The 22,194-nt window shown below is 30.8% G+C and carries 19 protein-coding genes; 18 read left to right on the top strand and 1 reads right to left on the bottom strand.

The window, feature by feature from the left end:
- The first annotated feature begins 154 nt into the window (after positions 1-154).
- The 6 genes from J3477_RS22680 (at position 155) to J3477_RS22655 (ending at position 5,802) form a co-directional block, all read left to right on the top strand.
- Positions 155-979: a Cof-type HAD-IIB family hydrolase gene (locus tag J3477_RS22680; protein WP_206872524.1), complete on the top strand. Its 825-nt coding sequence runs from the start codon at positions 155-157 to the stop codon at positions 977-979.
- Positions 980-1,312: 333 nt separating this feature from the next.
- Entirely contained in the window at positions 1,313-1,516 is a 204-nt protein-coding gene (locus tag J3477_RS22675; protein WP_206872523.1) for a hypothetical protein, read from the top strand.
- Positions 1,517-1,530: 14 nt separating this feature from the next.
- A complete protein-coding gene (locus tag J3477_RS22670; RefSeq protein WP_206872522.1) occupies positions 1,531-2,157 on the top strand; it encodes a hypothetical protein in 627 nt (208 codons plus the stop codon).
- A 14-nt stretch (positions 2,158-2,171) separates the two neighbouring features.
- The gene (locus tag J3477_RS22665; protein WP_206872521.1) at positions 2,172-2,504 is read left to right on the top strand and encodes a hypothetical protein; all 333 of its coding nucleotides are present in this window, start codon (positions 2,172-2,174) and stop codon (positions 2,502-2,504) included.
- A 125-nt stretch (positions 2,505-2,629) separates the two neighbouring features.
- Positions 2,630-5,131: a glutathionylspermidine synthase family protein gene (locus tag J3477_RS22660; RefSeq protein ID WP_206872520.1), complete on the top strand. Its 2,502-nt coding sequence runs from the start codon at positions 2,630-2,632 to the stop codon at positions 5,129-5,131.
- Positions 5,128-5,802, top strand: coding sequence for a hypothetical protein (locus J3477_RS22655; protein ID WP_206872519.1), 675 nt, complete (start codon positions 5,128-5,130; stop codon positions 5,800-5,802). Before J3477_RS22660 ends, J3477_RS22655 begins: the two co-directional genes overlap by 4 nt.
- A 111-nt stretch (positions 5,803-5,913) precedes the next feature.
- On the opposite strand, the gene J3477_RS22650 is transcribed toward J3477_RS22655, so the two are convergent.
- Entirely contained in the window at positions 5,914-6,942 is a 1,029-nt protein-coding gene (locus J3477_RS22650; RefSeq protein WP_206872518.1) for an acyltransferase family protein, read from the bottom strand.
- Positions 6,943-7,288: 346 nt separating this feature from the next.
- Between J3477_RS22650 and glcT the strand changes: the two genes are divergently transcribed.
- The 12 genes from glcT to J3477_RS22590 all read left to right on the top strand — a co-directional run bounded on the left by glcT (position 7,289) and on the right by J3477_RS22590 (position 22,188).
- The gene (gene glcT, locus J3477_RS22645) at positions 7,289-8,134 is read left to right on the top strand and encodes a glucose PTS transporter transcription antiterminator GlcT (RefSeq protein ID WP_206872517.1); all 846 of its coding nucleotides are present in this window, start codon (positions 7,289-7,291) and stop codon (positions 8,132-8,134) included.
- Between the two features lie 294 nt (positions 8,135-8,428).
- Positions 8,429-9,922, top strand: coding sequence for a PTS transporter subunit EIIC (locus tag J3477_RS22640; RefSeq protein ID WP_206872516.1), 1,494 nt, complete (start codon positions 8,429-8,431; stop codon positions 9,920-9,922).
- Between the two features lie 552 nt (positions 9,923-10,474).
- Positions 10,475-11,365, top strand: a complete 891-nt coding sequence (locus J3477_RS22635) for an IS1/IS1595 family N-terminal zinc-binding domain-containing protein (RefSeq protein WP_206872515.1) — start codon at positions 10,475-10,477, stop codon at positions 11,363-11,365.
- A 675-nt stretch (positions 11,366-12,040) separates the two neighbouring features.
- A complete protein-coding gene (locus tag J3477_RS22630) occupies positions 12,041-13,636 on the top strand; it encodes a peptide chain release factor 3 (protein ID WP_206872514.1) in 1,596 nt (531 codons plus the stop codon).
- Positions 13,637-13,839: 203 nt separating this feature from the next.
- Positions 13,840-16,590, top strand: coding sequence for a sigma-54-dependent transcriptional regulator (locus J3477_RS22625; RefSeq protein ID WP_206872513.1), 2,751 nt, complete (start codon positions 13,840-13,842; stop codon positions 16,588-16,590).
- Positions 16,591-16,771: 181 nt separating this feature from the next.
- Positions 16,772-17,239, top strand: a complete 468-nt coding sequence (gene agaB / locus J3477_RS22620; RefSeq protein WP_206872512.1) for a PTS galactosamine transporter subunit IIB — start codon at positions 16,772-16,774, stop codon at positions 17,237-17,239.
- A 14-nt stretch (positions 17,240-17,253) separates the two neighbouring features.
- Positions 17,254-18,054 carry a PTS galactosamine transporter subunit IIC gene (gene agaC / locus J3477_RS22615; protein WP_206872511.1) on the top strand — a complete coding sequence of 267 codons (801 nt, stop codon included), beginning with the start codon at positions 17,254-17,256 and terminating at the stop codon, positions 18,052-18,054.
- On the top strand, positions 18,044-18,841 hold the full coding sequence (gene agaD, locus J3477_RS22610; RefSeq protein ID WP_206872510.1) for a PTS galactosamine transporter subunit IID: 798 nt from the start codon (positions 18,044-18,046) through the stop codon (positions 18,839-18,841). The genes agaC and agaD overlap by 11 nt, the downstream gene beginning before the upstream one ends.
- Before the next feature lie 2 nt (positions 18,842-18,843).
- Complete coding sequence (locus J3477_RS22605; RefSeq protein ID WP_206872509.1) at positions 18,844-19,284, top strand: PTS sugar transporter subunit IIA domain-containing protein; 441 nt, start codon at positions 18,844-18,846, stop codon at positions 19,282-19,284.
- A gap of 381 nt (positions 19,285-19,665) precedes the next feature.
- On the top strand, positions 19,666-20,067 hold the full coding sequence (locus tag J3477_RS22600) for a PTS sugar transporter subunit IIA (protein WP_206872508.1): 402 nt from the start codon (positions 19,666-19,668) through the stop codon (positions 20,065-20,067).
- 19 nt (positions 20,068-20,086) lie between these two features.
- On the top strand, positions 20,087-20,569 hold the full coding sequence (locus J3477_RS22595) for a PTS sugar transporter subunit IIB (protein WP_206872507.1): 483 nt from the start codon (positions 20,087-20,089) through the stop codon (positions 20,567-20,569).
- 2 nt (positions 20,570-20,571) lie between these two features.
- A complete protein-coding gene (locus J3477_RS22590; protein WP_206872506.1) occupies positions 20,572-22,188 on the top strand; it encodes a mannose/fructose/sorbose PTS transporter subunit IID in 1,617 nt (538 codons plus the stop codon).
- Positions 22,189-22,194 lie beyond the last annotated feature (6 nt).

Here is a 22,194-nt window from a genome sequence, read left to right as displayed (position 1 = left end):
AATTCTCTATAGGAACTCTTTGTAAGCTTTATAAACAAAACTTAACATTAAAATTAACTTATAGGTTTGGGTAAGAATGTAGAATATTTGTTATAATAAATATATATAAATTGATACATCTATATAGTAATAAATAGGAGAGGATGAACTACGGATGAAATATAAATTAATATGCCTAGATATGGATGGTACACTTTTAAGTAGTCCAAGTACAATAAGTGAAGAGAATAGAAAAGCTGTATTGCAGGCTTATAATAAAGGAATAAAGATTGCTATAACCACTGGAAGATTATTTACATCAGCAAAATATTATGCGGATTTAATTGGTATAAAGGTGCCAATAGTTGCATCAAATGGCGCATATGTTAGAGAAAAAGATAGAGAAGAAGTTATATACCAATCTTCACTTAATGATGATCAATTAGAAAGAATCTATAATGTTATAAAAAAGTATAATCTTTTAACATATTTCAATACTCATGATACCTTAATATCAGAAATCGTCGTAGGTGAGAGTCATGGTTATAAGGTTAATAATAAGGAATTACCAGAAGAAAGCAGAATAAAATTCGATGAAGGAACAGATTTTAAAGAAGCTTTTAAGAGACATGAAGGTGGGATTCTTAAAGCCATATGTGTTGAAGAAATAGATATAGATAGACTGATGAAAGCTAAAGCAGAATTGAAGCAATATAAAGATCTTGAAGTAGTAAGTTCATGGACTAACAACTTTGAGGTAATGAACGCTGGTACATCAAAGGGAAACGCAGTAAAGAATTTGGCAGAAATGCTTGATATAAAGCAAGAAGAGATAATATGCATAGGAGATAGCGAAAATGATTTGTCAATGATAAGATATGCAGGTCTTGGTATCGCTATGGGAAATGCATCTGATGACATTAAAAAAGAAGCGGATTACGTTACAGATACAAATGTAAATTCAGGAGTAGCAAAAGCTATAGAAAAGTTTGTGCTGTAATGCAGTGTTGATTATGAAAGAGCTGTGAAGATTTTCGAATCAGCTCTTTTTTCTTTATCTGTATATAATATAGTATTTATGCAGAAGATGCTATATAGATACACTAACTACTTTTTTATACTCTTATTACAAATAATTAATCTTAAGGTAAAATTTATATTAGTGGTATTTAATAAGTTTTCTAATTGTTATAAAATAGATAAAGATGAAATACTTCAATCTGGAAGCTATTTTCAAAACTCCTTTGGGTTCTGAGAGGAGAATTTGAAAATATAAATTTAAGTATGAAGTAGTTCAACTATATATTAAATTTTAAGTTTAGAGGTGAAGAAAATGTATGGAATAACTCAATGTTATATTTATAATTCAATAGATTCTTACAATAGTGAAACACCAGACGTTACAGTGGAAATAAAAGATGTTAAGCAAAATGGAGATTATCTTACTCTTCAAGATACCAGTGGATATACTCATATCGTAAATCTTACTAGAGTTTTTGCAGTGACTTATAAAGCAGGGCAAAGTGCTGGATATTAAAGCAGGAGATAAAAATGCGACGAACTGAAATAGATATTTACAAAGTGTATGATAATTGGCAAAAGGGGTTAGAAGAATTTCAATGTTACTTCAAAGTAACCCCTTTTGCTACCATGAAAAATTATACTGATTTTTCATTAGATGAGACTATTTCGCTTAGTAGTGATAGTATAGATAAATTCAACAAATTAAAACATGAATTTAAGGTTGATAGCTTGTATATTATTGATTTTGAAGCAAACTTAGCTTTAGACTTAGCGCTACTATTAAATAACGAAGTAAAAGTAAAGCCAATTTTATCGTTTAATCATATCTTCCACACTTTCGGGATCGTTGGGGATGAGGATATGGCTCAGAGATTATTGTTATATAGTGATAGGCTAGAGACTATAAAACCAAAAGCATATTGTTTCGTATTGGACAAGGGCAGATATAAGGAAGACTATATCTGTGATTATATGAAGTTCAATAATCAATATGAAATAACTGAGGAAGAATTGCCTCCTACAGATATGTTAGAAGCACTTGGGATAAAAAATATTGTATATATGTCTGAGGGTTATGTAAAAGAGGATGTAAAGTATTATCTAGAATATTTAAGAAAAAGTGATTTGGATGTTGAAGAAATTCTAGAGTTTTAAGGGAGATATAGTAAATGGATGACAAGTGGAAAAAAAGGGCTTTAGCATTGTCTGTTGCAACTGCAGTAAGCTTAGCAAGTCCTTTGTACAGTGAAGGAAAGTTGATTGTTAAAGCAAACTCTAATAATGGAATTTCAGAAGATGAAGAACAGGAAACCGTAGATCAATTTGAGAACGATGATGCTTATCATGGTACTGGTTCTACTGCAATAATATTTCCTTCAAATGTGCCTATACTACTTAGAGGAAAGGCAACAAAGTTTTCTTCTGATAGCTGGAAGGCATGGCAAGATGGAAAAGGTCTTTATGGGTACAAAAATGATAGGATGACAAGTTCCTCAAGTTAATAAAGATGTAACACTTCGAACCGAAATCTATTTTTAAAACTCTCACGGGTTCTGGTGAGAGAATTTTAAAATATAAACTTAATCACGAAGTGGTACATCCATATAAAAATGAAAGAGTGATTCTTATGCTGAAAAGTCATTATGATGGATATAAAAGCCTTAGTGACATGATGATGTTTAAATATGATATGGTCCATACAACAAGAAAAAATGATGTATTTGCTGATGAACCAGCGCTTATGAGTGAAGCTTTAGCTAATAGTTTTAAGCAAAGCAGTGAAATCCTAAACTCTCTTATAGAAAGAATTCTTAATGGAGTAAATAAGGATTTTAAAGATGTAAAACCATATATACCTGATTTCAAGTATAAAGATGAGATAATAGCTATAAAAAGAAAAATGCCTGAAACCTTGTGGGTTAGATATGACGGATTTAGAAAAGAAGATGGGATTTTTTATAGTGAGCTTAACTACGATAAACCTTGTGCACAGAGAGAATGTAGCTTTAATTCAACATTTGAAGGCGCATTTGGTTATAATTTTGATAAAGATTTATGTAATGTATTCAGAAGGATTTGCTCTGAAGAAATTCCAGATAAAAAAGAGCTAAATATTGCATTTTTGACTGCACCTTCTAGATATGAAGAAACCCATCTAGCAATGTATATAAAAGATCTTCTTGAAGATAGCAACCATTTCTTTATCTTGGCAGGACCAGATAATTTCAATGTAATAGGGGATAAGGTTTATGCCTTCAATAAACAAATCGATATAATGATAAGATTATATCCTACAGAATTCCTATATGAAGTAAGGGACTTCGAACATATCTTAAGGCTTCATGACAATAATAAGTTCTTAATATTAAATGATCCGAGGGTAATAATAGCTCAGTGTAAAAGCTTATATGCATACTTATGGGCACTAGCAGAGGATAAAGATCCAAGGCTTACTGAATTAGAAATTAACATAATAACTTCAGTGCTACCTAAAACGGAGATTTTAAGTAAAGAAAATTTTTATAAAGCTATTTGTGATAAGGATAAGTATGTTGTAAAGCCGGTGTTTGGAAGATATAGCATAGATGTATTCATAGGAATTCTTCATAATGAAGCTGAGTGGAAGGAAAGTATAAAATACGTTGAAGAACAAATGCAGTATAAAACATTTATACTTCAAGAATTCTGTGAAATAGAGATGGAGACAGCACCTTATTATGATGAGAGATTTAGCTATGATGTTGAGGCATTTGCTAACTATGGTATATTCTTAAGTGGCCATGATTTTATAGGTAGTTGTATAAGATGGAATGATGATTATCTTACTGAAGAAGAAAGTACCTGGATAAGTTCAGTAAGTATAAATAAATCACCTCAATTAAGGATAATAAATCCTAATATTGACATGGAAGATTTGAAAAAGGAAGTTATTTTAAAACATGGATTTACAGGAATTTATGCTAAGAATTATGAGTATCTTAGTAAAGAAATCATTATAATAGAAAATGAGAAGCTTGAAGAATTAAAGGATGCTACTGAGAAATTAGCAGCTATTTTTAAGAAAACCACGAAGCTAATATATAATAATCTAGACTTATACGGAGATATACTTGGAATACAAAATATAGAAGAAACTATTAAAAGAGAATTTACAGATGAACTCATATTCATTGGAAGAATGGATTGGATCTTAGATAAATACGGGAACTTTAAGGTGCTAGAACTTAATGCAGAAACACCAGCTGGTGTATATGAGAGTCTTGTAGTGGATCAGCTTTATTATGATAGGATAATACGTGATAAAAGCCTTAAAATTAATAGAATCAATGATATATTAGCATCATTGATTAAAGACCAGTTTTATAAGATATTAGAAGATGCAAGAAGAAAGAAAAATGTAAGTACAGTTGCTATAGTATCAGCGACCTATTATGAGGATTGGTATACTATAAATAGTATATATGATGCTGTTAAGGGTGAATATATTAAAGAAAATAAAGATACTAGCGTAAAGCTGTTTATAGGCAGTATATATGATATTGAAGTGAAAGATGAACAGTGTTATTTGTATGGAAATAAAATAGATTGTTTTTATAGGTTCTATCCATTAGACTGGTTCTTTGAACCACAATATGAAGTTGAAGCTATAGGCAAGCTAATAAATAAAAGCATATTTTCTATTAACCCAACCTGGTCCATAATACCTCAAAGTAAAGGCTTTTTCAGTGCAATTTATGAATTATTAAAGTACGATTTTTACGATGAAGAAGATAGGAAGCTTATAAAAAAGTATATTCCATATACAACCTTTGACCCCACAACTTTAAATGGTGATTATGTTGTAAAACCATTGCTTGGAAGAGAAGGAGACAAGGTAAGACTATCATATGAATTGGACCAATTACCTGATTATGATTGCATATTTCAGGAAACTATAAGAGGAGCTACTCATAAGTTTACAGTAAAGTCCAATTTAAGTTCTTGGAAGGAAAATTTATATCCGATAATTGGTACTTATATAGTTGGTGAAACCTTTGCGGGAGCGTATACTAGAGTAGGCTCTAAGATAACAAATAACATATGCATGTATTCACCTTTATATGCAATGGAAGGAGAAGTGGTTAAATGAGTGAAGATGATAAAAAACCAGCCATAAATAAAAACTTAAATACAGTTCCTAGAAATCCTTCCAAGCTTAGGGACGCAAGGTTTAATAATAAATCTGTTTCTAAAGAAAAAGAAAAAATGTATAACCCTTCATTGATAAAAACTAATAAAAAAGTTAAGAATCCATCTATGAATAAAAAGTATACCTACTTAAATGATGAAGATAAAAAATCATTGACTTTAGCTAGAGTTCTTTTAGGATTATTTAGCGGTGTTGCAATAATAGCAGTATTTATAATCTTCATAGTAAGCAGCAATAGTTCAGATGATAATATGTATAAAGGTAAAGCGTACTTTGAATACTTAGGTATAAGCGAAGCTAGTGCTTATAATGAAAAGTTAGATAGCAAATACGACCTTGTAAAATCAGATGACTATTATGCAGGCACCTTTAGCTCAGATGGAGAGAATTATTATAGATTTGAAGTAGAAAAACAAAGTGAAAAATCTTATGATATGGAAGTTAGTTCATTGCAGTGCAGTGTATCTGAAGAAGATAATCTAGATAAAGGATATGTTGAGGTATTCAAACGAACTTACAGATCTACATCAGGAAAGTTCTCAGGAAAAGATGTAAATGCATTTTACTACAAGCTTCACGTACCTAAAGGAGCCCTAAAAACTTTTGAGTAATTTAAAAATATTAAATATAAATTTTGAATAATAATAAAAAACAGTAGAAAACTACATTAAGAAGTTTTCTACTGTTTTTTTGTTGTTTTAAGATTAAAACAACTTGGAGATTTAATGAGCAAATCTCACAGAGTGACTCTTTGATGATGATGATGATGGACTTGCTCCTTTAAAAATGAATTTACAAAATTCATTTTTATTTATCAATATTGCTAAACCTAATGGGATTAATAAACCTATTAGGGTGAAAATTACGTAATTATAATTAAATAGTGTTTCAAAATAATGATTTAGTGGAATATGCAAATACATTATTATTAATGAATTAGAACCAGCAAATTTAAAGAAACTTGCAACAGAGCTTAGGTGTTTTAGTTGAGTTAAATGATAACTTATAGAAAGTATAAATACTGTAAAGGTTATTGGTACTAATAAATCTAAAAAGTAATATCTAAACTCAGAGTATTTTATATTCATATAATAATAAATTTGAAGATCAGTATTTAATTTTAAATAGCTGATTGCAAGTACTCCGCTTATTATTAAAGTAATCTTGTTATTAACAAATTTTAATAGATCTTTCGCATAATACCCAATTGCATAGTATGGTAATGTAATCATTAGTACATCTAAATTCCAAGGTATATAGTTAGCTTTTGTTATGTCTACTACATTTTCAGGTACTGTAGCTAGAACAAATGCATGACCAGCAACATATAGTCCGATTAATAGCATTATTAAAGCTTGGTTTGATAATAATTTCTTTCCATAATGGAATAATACTTTAGTAAGGAATAAGCAAGGAATAAACCAAAATACACCAGGCATCATTTTACCAGCATATATATGCTCATAACTATAGTAAACTATATTTGGCAGTGAAAAATCCTGAGGATTAGTCATAAAAGTCAGCGCCATATCAACTATTGAAAATGCTATATAAGGAATAAAAAACTTTGTAGCTTGTGATTTTATACTTAACTTATTCTTATATAAAAGACCGCTTATTATAAAGAACGCAGGCATATGAAACCAATACATATATTGAGCGAAAGGAAAATCGCTATGACATAGAATAACAGTAATAATTAGGATACCTTTTGCAATATCTAAATAATCCACTCTTTTAGAGTTTCCCATAATGAATCCCCCTGTTTCTATAAATATTATCTAAGAATTTTTTAAACATTCTTTTAACAAAAACTATTTTAGCACAAAAAAAAGGGCAATCTTTAGTTTTCAGATATCTTTAAAAAAAAGTTTATCATTGTGGGAAAGTGTGTGACACTTTATGTGATAGAGATATGGACAATAAAAACACAACACATTTTTTAAACAAGTATTTCCCTTAATATGAAAATAATAATTATCAAAAAAATAGCTAGTTAATTATAGAATGATAAATTTTCATAATAAATATACAAAATAATTAGAAGGTACTAGAAAAAATAAAACTAGGTGTTACAATATTGTAGAGGTGATAAGTATGGTTAAAAAACTTAACTGTGACTGGTCTGTAATAAAAGCCTTTAACAACAACATTGTTTTAGCAACAAATAATGAGAGTGAAAAGATATTATTTGCAAAAGGAATAGGGTTTAATAAAAAATTAGGAGATATTATTTCAAGTGAGACTCTGGTAGAAAAGATATTTACAATAGAAGATGAAAAGAACAAAAGCAATTTTAAAGAAATAGTAAATAGAAATGATGAATCTTTCGTAGCGCTTTGTGAAGAAATCATAAGAGATATATCAGATAAATTAGGAGAAGAATTAAGTGAAAACATTCATGTTGGACTTATTGATCATATAGATTTTGCAGTAAAGAGATTAAAAAATAGTGAAGAAATACAAAATCCTTTTATTAGTGAAATCCAAACTTTATATAATTTAGAATTCGAACTTGCAAAGCAAGCTTCTTTAAGACTTGAAAAAGAATTAGGTGTTAACATTCCAGATGGAGAAGTTGGATTTATAGCACTACATATACATTCTGCAAGGAAGAATGGTAAGTTGTCAAACACTATGAAGTACAGCTTTATAAACAATTCAATTATAGAATTTATAGAAGAAGAGCTTAATTTAAAAATTGATAGAAAGTCACTAGACTACGCAAGATTTATAACTCATGTAAGATTTGCTTGTGAGAGAATTGTGGCGAATAAAACTATTAAGAATGAACTTAAAGACACAATAAAAAGACGTTATAAGCAATCATATAAGCTTGCAAAAGAAGCTGCAAAGGTAATAGAAGATCAGTTAGAAGCAGAAGTCACCATAGATGAAGTGGCGTATCTTGCCATTCATATAGAAAGATTAAAAAATTTATAATAAAATTTCATTGAAAACGTTGCAATATTTATTAATATGATATATAATAAGTTTTGTAAAGATGAATAGCTTGATTGATTTATTTCTTTCGGCGTGTTACCTAAGTTAGGGCATTAGCTGAAAAGGGAGTTTTCCCTTTTCGGCTTTTTTTGTTTTAATAAATACTTATGTAATAACATATAACTATTATAAGAGAATTAATCGCCAGAAAGGAAGTCATAGCAATTATCTAATTTTATTTATTAATTAACTATTTTTTCTTTACAAAATTAATAGTAATAGGAGTGTTGAAAAATGAGTAAAGAAACTAACAAAACCTTAGCTTTCCTTCAAAAAATAGGTAAAGCCCTCATGACACCAGTTGCAGTAATGCCAGCTGCAGCAATATTGCTTAGATTAGGTCAAAGCGATGTTTGGGGATGGACAGGAAATGCTTACTTGGCTAAAAATGGTATTCCAATAATTGCACAAGCTGGAGATGCTATTTTTGGTACATTATATCTTGGTAAAGGACCAACAGCTACACCAATATCAATCCTAGGATTGTTATTTGCAATTGGTATAGCTATAGGACTTGCTGAAGAAAACAACGGAGTTTCAGCATTATCAGCAGCAGTAGGTTTCCTAGTATTACAAAAAGTTGCATCTGCTATAGATCCAACTGTAAATATGGGAGTTTTCGCTGGTTTCATAGCCGGTATAACTGCAGGTCTTTTATATAACAAATTTAAAGATATTCAATTACCTCAATTCCTTGGATTCTTTGGTGGTAAGAGATTTGTACCTATAGTCACCTCTTTCTTTATGATTGTATTAGGTGTTGCAGCGGGATATATATGGCCTGGAATCCAATACTATTTAGATCAATTTGGTAATTTTGTAGCAAGTTCAGGACCAGCGGGAACTTTTGGATTTGGTCTACTAAACAGATTATTAATTCCATTTGGATTACATCATGTAATGAACTCAATATTCTGGTTTACATTTGGTACATTTACAAATGCAGCAGGAGAAGTAGTTAGAGGAGATTTAACTAGATACTTTGCAGGAGATCCAAACTCAGGTGCATTCATGACTGGGTTCTTCCCAATAATGATGTTTGCATTACCAGCTGCTTGTTTAGCTATGATTACTGCAGCTAAAAAAGAAAAGAAAAAAGAAGTTACAGGTATGCTTTTAGGTATAGCATTAACTTCCTTCTTAACTGGTATCACAGAACCAATTGAATTCTTATTTATGTTCTTAGCACCTCCTCTATATGCTATACATGCTGTATTAACTGGTGTAGCAGGAGCTGTAACTTATGCATTAAACATGAAATTAGGTTTTGGTTTCTCAGCAGGTTTTATAGATTATGCTTTAAACTTCAGTAAGTCTAATACACGTAACCCAATAGGTATTGCGTTAGTAGGTATTGTCTTTGCTGTTATTTACTACTTCATATTCTTATTCTACATTAAGAAGTTTGACGTTAAGACTCCAGGTAGAGAAGATGATGAAGAAGTTGCAGTTAATACTAAAGCTGGTACTTCAAAGAGTAGTAAATTATCTGATAAAGCAGAAGTTATATTAGCTGCAATAGGTGGAAAGAATAACGTAGAATCTATCGATGCTTGTGTAACTAGAATAAGATTAACTTTAAAAGATACATCAAAATTAGATGAAAAGACTTTAAAACAATCAGGTGCATCAGGTATATCAAGACTTGGTGAAAATAATGTTCAAGTTGTTGTTGGTACATTAGCAGATCCACTTGTTTCACAAATAAAGAAATTAATGAATAAGTAATTTCTATTAAATCAATAAGTATTGAACTCAATTAAGTAAGTAAATAACTAATTGAGAAAATAATAGAATATGACGTTAAAGTTTTGACTAACATTTGAAGGAAATAGGGCCATATCACTGAGTGTAAATTCGGTGGTATGGCTTATTTAAATTTAATGAATAAAATGTGATAGAAGGAAATAGTTCTTTAGATTTATTATCTCTGTATCTTATAATTTTTTAAGCTATATAGATAAATTACTTGGTTATAAAATTTATATTTTAAAGGTATCTTAATAGCACCATATGAGCTTTAAAAATAGCTTTAAAATCAAAACGGTGCTTTCCTATAACCACAGTAATAAAACAAAATTTATTATCCTGCAAGAATTTCTTAAATTTATGTTCAGAAAAAGCTGCTGCTTAAAAAATCACTGAAGAATGTATACCCAATCAAGTTTTCGTGTATAAAGATATTTGTTAGATAAATGTTGGTAATGATTAAAAAAATAATATGTGGCAAGCATTAAGAGGATAGCTTAATTATTAAATTTTCTTAGAGAGGTGTTCCTTTTGCTACAACACGACGTTGAATTGAAAAAATTTGATCTGCATACTAATGATGTTCTAAGAAGAGATTTTTATAAAGATAGAGTTGTAGAATCTTGCCCAATTTGTGGATCAACTCGGCATATTAAATATGGTTTTTATAATGGAATTCAAAGATATAAATGCAAAGTGTGTGAAAAAACTTTTTCACGTACAACTAATTCATTGTGGAGTTATTCAAAGAAGAATACTAGAACTTGGCTGAAGTTTACTGAATTAATGACCGAAAATAAAACTTTAAAATTTTGTGCAGAAAAGCTAAATATAAGTATTGGGACAGCTTTTTATTGGAGGCATAAAATACTTCAAGCCTTGAGTATAGACTCAACTCCAGATATTTTATCAGGAGTTGTACATGTGGGAAAAGTTATTATAAAAGAAAACTTCAAAGGGTGTAGAGATGCAGAAATAATTGCTTCATCAACTCCAAGAGAAAACATTTGGGTTATTGGTGCAAAAGGACAAGAAGACTCTATGTTTGTAAAACCGATATTTAAGCATCAATGGAATAAAATTGCTTTCAATGAAAAAATCTATTCCAAAATAGAAAAGAAATCATACATTGCTCCATACGGGGACAGATATATTAAATCAGTGGCGATGAGACATAATAAAAATAAATCAATTAAGGTAGAGACTGAGTATAGAATAAAATATATTTGGCCAAATTTGAAAAAATGGCTATCAATCTTTCATGGGGTTGCCTCGAAGTATCTTCAAAGATACCTTAGTTTTTTCATAATCATGAACTTAGATAAGGTGCTAGATTATATGGATTTGATATATGATCGACTATTTGAAGGAAATAGATTTACAAAAACTGAAGAAATAAGAATTATGAAATCACCTTTTTAAAGAAATATAAAATTAATCATAGGGTTGTCCATCGATATGTATAAAGATTTACCAACATTTAATTGATAAATAACTGTATATAGAAAAAATAGACTATAAGCATAAGGTTATGGAAAATAGCGGTTTGCTTTTTATAAGAAAATAAGAGAGCAACTATTTTCTAATCTACTAAATGATTGAGGAAGTTAAGAATATTTTACATAATTAATAGATGTAGAAGATTAAATAAAACTCATATAATATATATTTTTATAAGAGAAATAGATATAACAAGGTGATTTCATAATATATGTTGATATATTATTGAAAAATTCCTTGTAAATTGCTATAATTAGCTTGTTTTGAGTTAAATATATATGTATGGACATAATGTAATTTAAATAGAGGTCTTTGCTATTTTAGCTAGGCCTTTTTTGGAGAGTGGACCAATGTAATAAGTATTTATGGTATAATATAAATTTATGCTATGATTAAGATTATTATTGAATTTATGATGTTTATATAAAGTTATTAAACATAACTAAATTTTATAATAATAATGAAGGTTTATTAGTAGTAATAGAGATATATAATTTTAATTTAATTATATGCCTACTGTAACAAAGAAAACTTAAAAACGTGATATTTTCATAAATCAAATGGTTTATGTTGTTCATTAATAAAGGAGGATTAGCTGTGGCAGATTTTGTTGAAGAAATAGAGAAAAGACGTACCTTCGCTATAATTTCCCACCCAGATGCAGGTAAAACTACACTTACAGAAAAGCTTCTATTATACGGAGGTGCTATAAGACTTGCTGGATCAGTAAAGGCTAGAAAAGCATCTAAACATGCTGTTTCTGACTGGATGGAAATAGAAAAACAAAGAGGTATATCAGTTACATCATCAGTTATGCAGTTTAACTATGATGGATATTGCATTAATATATTAGATACACCTGGACATCAAGACTTCTCAGAAGATACTTATAGAACCCTTATGGCAGCAGACAGTGCAGTAATGGTAATTGATGCAGCAAAGGGAGTAGAAGATCAAACAAGAAAGCTTTTTCATGTTTGTTCGTTAAGAGGGATTCCTATATTTACATTTATAAATAAGATGGATAGAGAAGCTCAAGATCCATTTACATTATTAGAGGATATAGAAAGAGAACTTGGAATAAAGTCATATCCTATGAACTGGCCTATAGGTTCAGGAAAAGATTTTAAGGGAGTATACGAAAGAAATAAGAATTCTATTGAAGTGTTTAATGGTGGAAACCATGGACAGACAGCAGTAAGTTCAGTAGAAGGAGATATTTCAGATCCTGTATTTAACGATCTTTTAGGAGAAGCCTTACATAATAAACTTATGGAAGATGTAGAACTATTAGATATAGCAGGAGATGATTTTGATATAGAAAAGGTAAGAAGCGGAGAGTTATCACCAGTGTTCTTTGGTTCAGCACTTACTAACTTCGGTGTGGAACCATTCTTAAGAGATTTCTTAAAGCTTACATCTTCACCACTTCCAAGAAAGTCAAACCAAGGTGAAATAGATCCTTTCAAAGAGGGATTTTCAGCCTTTGTATTTAAGATTCAAGCAAACATGAATAAAGCTCATAGAGATAGAATAGCCTTTATGAGAATATGTTCAGGAAAGTTTGAAAAAGGAATGGAAGTAAACCATGTTCAAGGTGGTAAAAAGCTAAAGCTAGCACAACCACAACAATTTTTAGCTCAAGAGAGAGAAATTGTTGAGGAAGCATATGCTGGAGATATAATAGGTGTATTTGATCCAGGTATATTTGCTATTGGAGATACTTTATGCGCTAATAATTCAAAGTTTAAGTTTGAAGGTATACCAACCTTTGCTCCAGAGCATTTTGCAAGAGTAAGGCCAGTTGACACAATGAAGAGAAAACAATTTGTCAAAGGTGTAACTCAGATAGCTCAAGAAGGGGCTATTCAGGTGTTTAAGGAATTCTATGTTGGTATGGAAGAAATCATAGTTGGGGTTGTAGGTGTACTTCAATTTGAAGTTCTTGAATACAGATTAAAGAATGAATACAATGTTGATATTAAGATGGATAGATCTTCTTATAGATATGTAAGATGGATTGAAAATGAAGATATAGATGTTGATAAGCTAAACTTAACTTCAGATACTAAGAAGGTTAAAGATTTTAGAGATAGAAATCTACTTATATTCCAAAATGATTGGGGTATAAGCTGGGCTCTTGATCATAATAAAGGTCTAGTACTTTCTGATATAGGTAAGACAGAAGAATAATATAAAAGTAATAGAGCACTGTGGTTCTTTAATAAGAGCTGCAGTGTTTTTTACTGTATAGAAAATATAAACTCTAAAGTTTAATGTAAGATTAGTAAAATGCCATATATATCATTGCATAAAATACTGATTGAGTGTTAAAATCCAATTAAACAGATAGAAATGGGGCTATGAATGATACGAAGATAGATGGGGGAAGATCAATGACTAATAAAGAAAAAGTTATACTGAAGCTTAAGGAGCTTTCTCTTAATATAGATGGTAGTAAGGAATACGGAGTAGATGCACTCACAATATCAAATATGCTAGGGCTTCAGAGAAATCAGGCAAGTCATATTTTAAATGAGCTTTCAAGAGATGATGAAGCTATAAAGATAAATAAGAGACCAGTATATTTTATGAGCAAGGATGTATATGAAGAAAACAAAGATAAGTTTAAATTAGTTTTTCAATATCTAAAGGAAGAGAGCAGTTCATCATTTACAAATGATTCGGATAGTTTTAGAGAAATTATAGGGGCTGGTGGAAGCTTAAAAGATGTTGTGCAGCAGTGTAAGTCTGCAGTGTCATATCCTCCGAATGGATTACCTTTCTTACTTATAGGAAGTTCAGGAGTTGGAAAGAGTTTTTTAGCACAAAAGGTATACGATTACGCTAAGAATAGTAGTTATATAAATCAAGATGCACCGTTTGAAGTGTTTAATTGTGCAGAGTATGCAAATAATCCAGAGTTATTTTCTGCAATACTTTTTGGTGCTGCTAAAGGTGCCTATACAGGAGCTGATAATGACAGAATTGGACTTATTGAAAAGGCAAATGGAGGATATTTATTTTTAGATGAGATTCATAGATTGCCTCCGGAAGGTCAGGAAAAGTTATTTCTATTCCTAGACAAAGGTATTTTTAGAAGATTGGGAGAGACAGAAAAGAAAAGGCAAGCTAATGTAAGGATGATCTTTGCTACTACTGAAAATCCGGAAAATAAATTCCTTCAAACCTTTTTGAGAAGAATTCCACTGATTGTTAAAATTCCAAGCTTTAAGGAAAGACCGTTAAAAGAAAAGCTTGAATTGATAAATACCTTTTATAAAAGAGAGGCTTTAAACATAAACAAGGATATAGTGGTTAATAATCAAGTTGTAAACATATTGATAAATGCTGATACTTACGGAAACTTAGGAAAATTAATAAATGCTGTAAAGCTAAGCTGTGCAAGTGCATTGAACAGTCAAAACGAAAAGAAATCAAAGGTATTAAAGATAAAGATAAATAATCTTCCTAAGGATATAATTGCACAAGATGATGAGATGCTCATAAATGAGTTAAATATAAAAGACATGTTTATTAGTTGTTTAGAGGAAAAGGAAAACGATTATTTTTTAGTAAGCTCAGATAGAGCCTTTGAATTTACAAAGCAGGTGATTGAAATCGCTCAAGGATTCGCTAATGCGACCGTAGCATCTGATCAGTTTTTAGAAGATGGTATCAAAATATTTAATGAGCTTATAGATCATATAGTTTTTAGTGAGAGGTACAAAAGTTCAAGAAGTGTGATATTTAAGGCTATAGAAAAAAATGTAGAGACTACACTGTCTTTTATGAATTTAAACTATGGTATAGATTATTTAGTTAACAGTTCGGAGATAATTGCTCAACTTATAACTCATTTTATAGAATCCAATGTATCTTATGATGATGAAAACATCTCTTTAATTTTAGAAGAGGTGAACAAGAGGTTTCCTAAGGAATATAAGCTTGCTTTGAAGCTTGTTAAAGATGTTGAGAAAAATCTAGACTTAGAGATAGATAAAATAGCTGAACTATATATTCTTATTTATATAAAATCCTTGAATAAATCCACTCAAAGTAATATAAATGCTGTTATAATCGCTCACGGATACTCTACTGCCAGTAGTATTGCAGGAGTGGCTAATAGACTTTTTGGCAAATACATTTTTGAACCTTTTGATATGCCAATTGAGAGCTCTCCACTTGATATAAGCGCTAAGTTGTTAGAATATATAAAGACAATTGATACTTCTAAGGGGCTTCTCATACTTGTTGATATGGGGTCTTTAGAAACTATATACATTTTACTTGAGAAAGAAATATATGGAGATATAGCTATAATAGATAATGTTTCTACTAAACTGGCTTTAGATGTTGGTAGTAGAATACTTCAATTGCAGCCATTAAAGCAAATAGCTGAAGAAACTACTGCAAAAAATGTGAGTACTTTTAACTATATAGAATCAACTAAAAAGAAAACAGATGTTATAATAACTACTTGCATTACAGGTATTGGAACTGCAAGTAAGATTAAAGATTTGTTAAACAGTTGTTTTAATGAAGATGAAGTAAAGATTGTAGCCTATGACTATGAAAGCTTAAAATCCAATGGTAGAGAGGATTTTATATTTAAGCAATACAATGTAAAGCTAATAATAGGCACTAATAATCCTGATATAGAAGATGTTCCGTTTGTGTCCTTAGAAAATCTTATAATGAAGAAGGCAGATTCAATCTTAACTAGTACTTTAAAAGGAATAGTTGATAAAAATATAATTGAAAAGATAAATAAAGAGGCCGTAAAACTCTTTACTCTAGAAAATGTTTTAAATTATCTCACTATACTAAACCCTGACAAGATAGTAGATCAAGTAGAAGATGCGCTGACAGCTTTAGAAAGAAGCTTAGGTTTTAAATTAGAGAATGATTTAAAGATAGGTTTATATATACACATCAGCTGCATGATTGAAAGATTAGTTATAAAAGATCCTATCATGAATTATAGAAATCCAGAGGAATTCGAGAAGTGTCATGTACACTTTATAAAATTGACAAAAAAAGCTTTTAGTGTCATAGAACAGTTTTATAGAGTTGAGATTCCAATCTCGGAAATAGGTTTTATATATGATAGTATAAAGAATAAAGTTAAAGGTTTTGATATATAGAAATTTTTATGATGATATCATAAAGCAATATAAATATAAGCAAAAAGGTGATTTTAAACCTTTAATCAAAGCAGAATATAATAATTCTCGATTTATGACCCATGTCAAATAGTGATATGTACACTACTTGGCATGGGTCTTGCTTTTATATATTGCATAAAGATTAAGGGAGGATTCAAAAATGCCAAATATATTAATGACAAGAATCGATAATAGATTAGTTCATGGGCAAGTAGGGGTTACATGGACAACATCTTTAGGTGCAAATTTGCTTGTAGTCGTTGATGATAATGCAGCTACTGATACTGTACAGCAACAACTTATGTCAATGACAGCAGAATCATCAGGTGTAGGAATTAGATTTTTTACAATACAAAAAACAATAGACATAATACATAAGGCCTCACCAAGTCAAAAGATTTTTATAGTTTGTAAGAATCCAGAAGTTGCAAGAAAGCTAGTTGAAGGAGGAGTGCCTATAAAGGAATTAAATGTTGGAAATATGCACTTTTCAGAAGGAAAAAGATCCATTACTAAAAAGGTTTATGTAGATGATAAAGATTTAGAAGACTTAAGATATATCAAATCAAAAGGTGTTAAGGTATTTGCTCAAGATACACCTGGAGATATAAAAACAAATATTGAATAATAGGAGGAATTATAATGCATAGTATAACGTTATTACAAGGTATTCTTCTTGCGGTTATGGCAATTATAGTAGGATTTGATTTTTGGTTAGAAGGACTTTATATTTTTAGACCAATAATAGTATGTACATTAACAGGAATTATTTTAGGTGATGTAAGAACAGGATTAATAGCTGGAGGACTTACAGAATTAGCTTTTGCAGGACTTACTCCAGTAGGTGGAACTCAACCGCCAAACCCAATCCTTGCTGGTATAATGACAACAGTTATAGCATATACCACTGGGGCTGATGTAAAAGCTACAATAGGATTGGCGCTTCCATTTAGTTTCTTGATGCAATATGTTATTCTTTTCTATTACTCAACATTCTCAGTATTTATGAGTAAAGCTGATAAGTATGCTGAAGAAGCAGATATAAAAGCATTTACAAGACTTAACCTTATCACAACTTTAATAGTTGGAGTAACTTATGGTGTTATAGTATTCCTTTGTACTTATATAGCTCAAGAGCCTATGAGAACTTTAGTAGAAAACATGCCTACATGGCTTAAACATGGCTTTGAGATAGCAGGAGGAATATTGCCAGCAGTTGGATTTGGATTACTTTTAAGAGTTATGCTTAAGATCGAATATGTACCATTCTTGATAATTGGATTTTTATTAGCTTCATTTGTACAATTCACAAATTTATTACCAGTAGCTTTAGTAGGTGCTGCACTAGCTATTTATGGATATATAAATGATAAGAATAAGCCTGAAGTTGTAAATGTAGCATATAACAATGCAGGAGAAGGAGATTACGAAGATGGAATCTAATAATAAGTTAACTAAAAAAGACCTTAGAAAGCTTGCCTTTAGATCAGTTTTACTTCAAGCTAGCTTTAATTATGAAAGAATGCAAGGTGGTGGATGGACTTGTGCTTTGCTACCATTCTTAAAGAAGGTACACAATGGTGATAAAGAAAAAATATCACAGTCGATGAAAGATAATTTAGAATTCATAAATACAAACCCAACACTTGTAGGTTTTCTTATGGGATTAGTTTTATCACTTGAAGAAAATAGTGAAGATAGAAGCCTTATTAAAGGTTTAAAGGTAGCACTTTTTGGACCTCTTGCTGGTATAGGAGATGCGCTTTTATGGTTTACACTTCTACCAATAGTTGCTGGGATAAGTGCATCCTTTGCAAGTGAAGGAAGCATACTTGGACCAATAATATTCTTTGTGGTTTATGTTGGAGTATTCTTATCTCGTATAATCTGGACAAGTGCAGGATATAACCTTGGAGTAAAGGCTATAACTGTGTTAAAAGATAATTCCAAGGCAATTTCTAAGGCAGCTACAACTTTAGGTGTAACTGTTATAGGAGGATTAATAGCTTCATATGTTCACATTCAATTACTTCCTAAGATAACTATAAGTGGTGATCATGCTATTTCTCTTCAGACTGATTTTGTAGATAAAGTATTACCTAACTTATTACCTCTATGCTATACATTACTTATGTTCTATTTCTTAAAGAAGAAAAATGTTAATCCAACTATACTTATATTAATCACTTTCGTAGCAGCAATATTGCTATCACTATTGGGGGTATTATAATAATGAAAACCTTAGTGATAATAGTTGGACATGGAAATTATGGCACTGGTATAGGAAGTTCCTTAAAGTTATTAGCTGGTAATAATAGTGGAGTTGAATTTGTAGATTTTTTAGAAGAGGATTCGGATATAAGTCTAAAGGCTAAGCTAATAAAAATACTAGAAAGTAGTGAGGTAGCTCAAACTTTATTCGTTTGTGATATTCTTGGTGGTACACCATTTAAAACCTGTGTAGAACTTTCTGTGGAAGGTGAGAACATGGAGGTTACAGCAGGCTGTAATTTAGGAGCAATTCTTGAATCTATACTATTAAAAGACACGATGGATATAAAAGAGTTAGCAAACAATATTGTTAGCTGTACTAAAGAAACTGCAGTAAGATTTGAAAAAGCTAAGCCAGCAGTCGTAAGTGTTTCAGACAACTCAATGGAAGATGGCATATAATATTCGATGAAGTAATAAACAGCAAACTAAAAATATTTGTATGTCAGGACTATCTCAAATTTAAGAGTGAATTTTGAGATAGTCTTTTTTAGAAGATATAACTTCATAGGAAGGTTGTTTCAATGCTCCTTTTTAAAGTTTTGCCATACTAAATTCAATAGGAAAAGGTTCAAAGCTAGATTTAATAGATGATTCAGGAATAGTTAACAAAGTTGCTGCAGGTGTGGTAATATATAAGAAGTAATTAAAGACGGAACACTTTAGTCAGAGAAGCGTCTTCAAAAATACGCTGTGGTTTGAGAAGAAAACCTGAAGATCTAAGCTTTATTAATGAAGTGATTCAGTAAGCGTTGAAACAAAATATATCTAGAGGTGTATTAAATGGTTGGCATAATAGCAATTTCACATGGTAGCTACGCAGAAGCACTAATAAATTCAATTGAAATGATATATGGTAAGCAAGAGAAGATAAAGACTATTTGTCTTGAAATAAATAAAAGCATAGATAGTCTTAGGCAAAAAATAGAGCAAACAATTAAAGAGCTTGATGTGGAAGAAGTCTTAATACTTGTAGACCTACTAGGTGGGACACCATATAATGCAGCTTGCTTATTTATGGATAGAGATAATGTAAATGTGGTCACAGGTATGAACATGCCAATGATTTTGGAGATAATACCTTATATGATGCAAGATTTAGAGAAGATATCAAATCTTGCAGAACACTTTGGACAAAATGGAGTAATAAATATAAGAGAACGGTACAATAATAAACAAAAGTGATTATGAGAGGAGCGGTATATTGCTAAAGATAGTAAGGCTTGATGATAGATTGGTACATGGACAGTTGATTAACAATTGGTGTACTTATGAAAATATAACAGAGATAATAGTTGTAAATGAAGAAGTTGCAAATAATGATATAAGAAAGACCTTCATAGAAATATCCGTTCCTGAAGATATAAAAATAATTTTTTGTAGCACAAAAGAAGCTTTAGAAATATATCAAGAGGAATGTGAATATGAAGATGTAATTATGGTTTTTGGAAATCCTTTTGAGATACTAGAGTTCATAGAAGGTGGAGGAAAGATAGATAGTTTAAACATTGGAGGAATGTCATTTAAAAAGGATAAAGAGAAGATAAGTACAACTTTTTATCTAGACAATGAGGAGATAGAGGTATTAAAAAAAATTGCTAATTATAATGTAGAGGTAGAGATAAGAATCTTACCTACAGATAGAAAGGTAGATTTTATTGACACTCTGAATGCAAGGAGAAGGTAATAATGTCGTTAGCGCAAGCCTTACTTATATTTTTATTTGCTTCTATATCAGGTATTGGTTCAGCCTCAGAAGAGTTTCAGACGCATAGACCAATAATTGCAGCAACTCTTATAGGTATTGCATTAGGTGATTTAAAAACTGGAGTTATGATAGGAGCTCAAATGGAGCTTATTGCTCTTGGATGGATGACTATAGGAGTGGCGACTCCTCCAGATGCAGCTTTATCTTCAATTGTTGCAGTTATATTATCAGTACTCGGCAAGCAGCAGATTGGAGTAGCTATAGGTATAGCTATACCATTATCTGTACTAGGTCAATTACTTTTTATTTTGCAAAAAGGTGTTGTTGATGTAGCAATAATGCACTGGGCAGAACGAGGGGTAGAGAAGGGTGAGCTTTGGAGAGTAACAACAGCTCATTTTCTTACGATTATTCCTAGTTCTCTAAGAATGGCGATACCAGCAGTTTTAGTTGCTTTTTTTGCAGATGCTAATATAATACATACGATACTTGCTCATATACCAGATATAATTACAAAAGGGCTTCAAGTGTCCACTGGTTTCTTAGTGGTGGTTGGATATGCAATGATACTAAAAATTCTCAATATGAAAGAAATGATATCTTTTTTTCTCATAGGATTTTTGGTTATGACTTTTTCTGACATGACTCTTGTTGGGCTGACCTTGATGGGAATAAGCTTAGCTCTTGTGTATTTACAAATTTCAAACATGATAGATAAGGTGAATAACAGGAGTAGGACCAAGAAAGCTGACAACACTGCTAAAATTGTTCCTAATTCAGTAAAAATACAATTATCTAAATCAGATTTGAGAAAAGTGTTTTGGAGAACTCAATTCTATCAGTTATCTTGGAACTATGAGAGACTTCAAAATCTATGTTATTGTTACTGCATGATGCCTGTACTGAAAAAGCTGTACAAAGACAAGAATGAACTGCAAGCCGCAGTAAAAGTTCATTTGGAATACTTTAACTGTCAACCGTTTCTTTCAAATATAATACTTGGTGCAAATGCAGCTGTAGAAGAAACCATGATAAACGATGGTGCATTAGATGAAGCGGGAATTGTTCAAGTTAAGATTGCGTTAATGGGCCCGATGGCAGGAGTTGGAGATCCAATAATATGGGGGATAATAAGACCAGTGATAGCAGCAATATGTGCTGGCATAGCTCTTAGCGGAAATGTGGCAGGACCACTGATATTTTTTATAGCTATAAATTTGGTGAGAATAATAATTAGGTATAATGGATTAATGATTGCTTATAGGGAAGGTATTAATATAATCAATAGATTAAAAGGGACGGTGCCAAAACTCAAAAATATAATGGCTGTACTAACCTACACTGTAATAGGTGGACTTGTAGCAAAGTGGACTATTATAAAAGCCCCTTTGGTTCTCTATACCTTAAATAAAGATAACACTACTGTAGCGTTTACCGTACAACAACAATTAGATAATATAATGCCTAATCTACTATCGTTATTATTAATATTTTTAGTTTATTGGTTACTTCATAAAAGGGTATCACCTCTAATTTGCATGATAGGATTAATGATATTTGGAATTGCTGGATATGCATTTGGGATACTTGGTATATAAAAAAAG

The organism is Clostridium zeae, assembly GCF_017312485.1.
Lineage (GTDB): Bacteria > Bacillota > Clostridia > Clostridiales > Clostridiaceae > Clostridium_AR > Clostridium_AR zeae.
Note: the sequence above shows the minus strand (reverse complement) of the source record. Positions and strands in the feature narration are given on the sequence as shown.

Coding starts and splice junctions, on each gene's coding strand:
- J3477_RS22680 (WP_206872524.1), top strand. CDS start 155: ATGAAATATAAATTAATATGCCTAGATATGGATGGTACACTTTTAAGT.
- J3477_RS22665 (WP_206872521.1), top strand. CDS start 2,172: ATGGATGACAAGTGGAAAAAAAGGGCTTTAGCATTGTCTGTTGCAACT.
- J3477_RS22670 (WP_206872522.1), top strand. CDS start 1,531: ATGCGACGAACTGAAATAGATATTTACAAAGTGTATGATAATTGGCAA.
- J3477_RS22640 (WP_206872516.1), top strand. CDS start 8,429: ATGAGTAAAGAAACTAACAAAACCTTAGCTTTCCTTCAAAAAATAGGT.
- agaC (WP_206872511.1), top strand. CDS start 17,254: ATGCATAGTATAACGTTATTACAAGGTATTCTTCTTGCGGTTATGGCA.
- J3477_RS22655 (WP_206872519.1), top strand. CDS start 5,128: ATGAGTGAAGATGATAAAAAACCAGCCATAAATAAAAACTTAAATACA.
- J3477_RS22660 (WP_206872520.1), top strand. CDS start 2,630: ATGCTGAAAAGTCATTATGATGGATATAAAAGCCTTAGTGACATGATG.
- agaD (WP_206872510.1), top strand. CDS start 18,044: ATGGAATCTAATAATAAGTTAACTAAAAAAGACCTTAGAAAGCTTGCC.
- J3477_RS22650 (WP_206872518.1), bottom strand. CDS start 6,942: ATGGGAAACTCTAAAAGAGTGGATTATTTAGATATTGCAAAAGGTATC.
- agaB (WP_206872512.1), top strand. CDS start 16,772: ATGCCAAATATATTAATGACAAGAATCGATAATAGATTAGTTCATGGG.
- J3477_RS22605 (WP_206872509.1), top strand. CDS start 18,844: ATGAAAACCTTAGTGATAATAGTTGGACATGGAAATTATGGCACTGGT.
- J3477_RS22590 (WP_206872506.1), top strand. CDS start 20,572: ATGTCGTTAGCGCAAGCCTTACTTATATTTTTATTTGCTTCTATATCA.
- glcT (WP_206872517.1), top strand. CDS start 7,289: ATGGTTAAAAAACTTAACTGTGACTGGTCTGTAATAAAAGCCTTTAAC.
- J3477_RS22625 (WP_206872513.1), top strand. CDS start 13,840: ATGACTAATAAAGAAAAAGTTATACTGAAGCTTAAGGAGCTTTCTCTT.
- J3477_RS22675 (WP_206872523.1), top strand. CDS start 1,313: ATGTATGGAATAACTCAATGTTATATTTATAATTCAATAGATTCTTAC.
- J3477_RS22600 (WP_206872508.1), top strand. CDS start 19,666: ATGGTTGGCATAATAGCAATTTCACATGGTAGCTACGCAGAAGCACTA.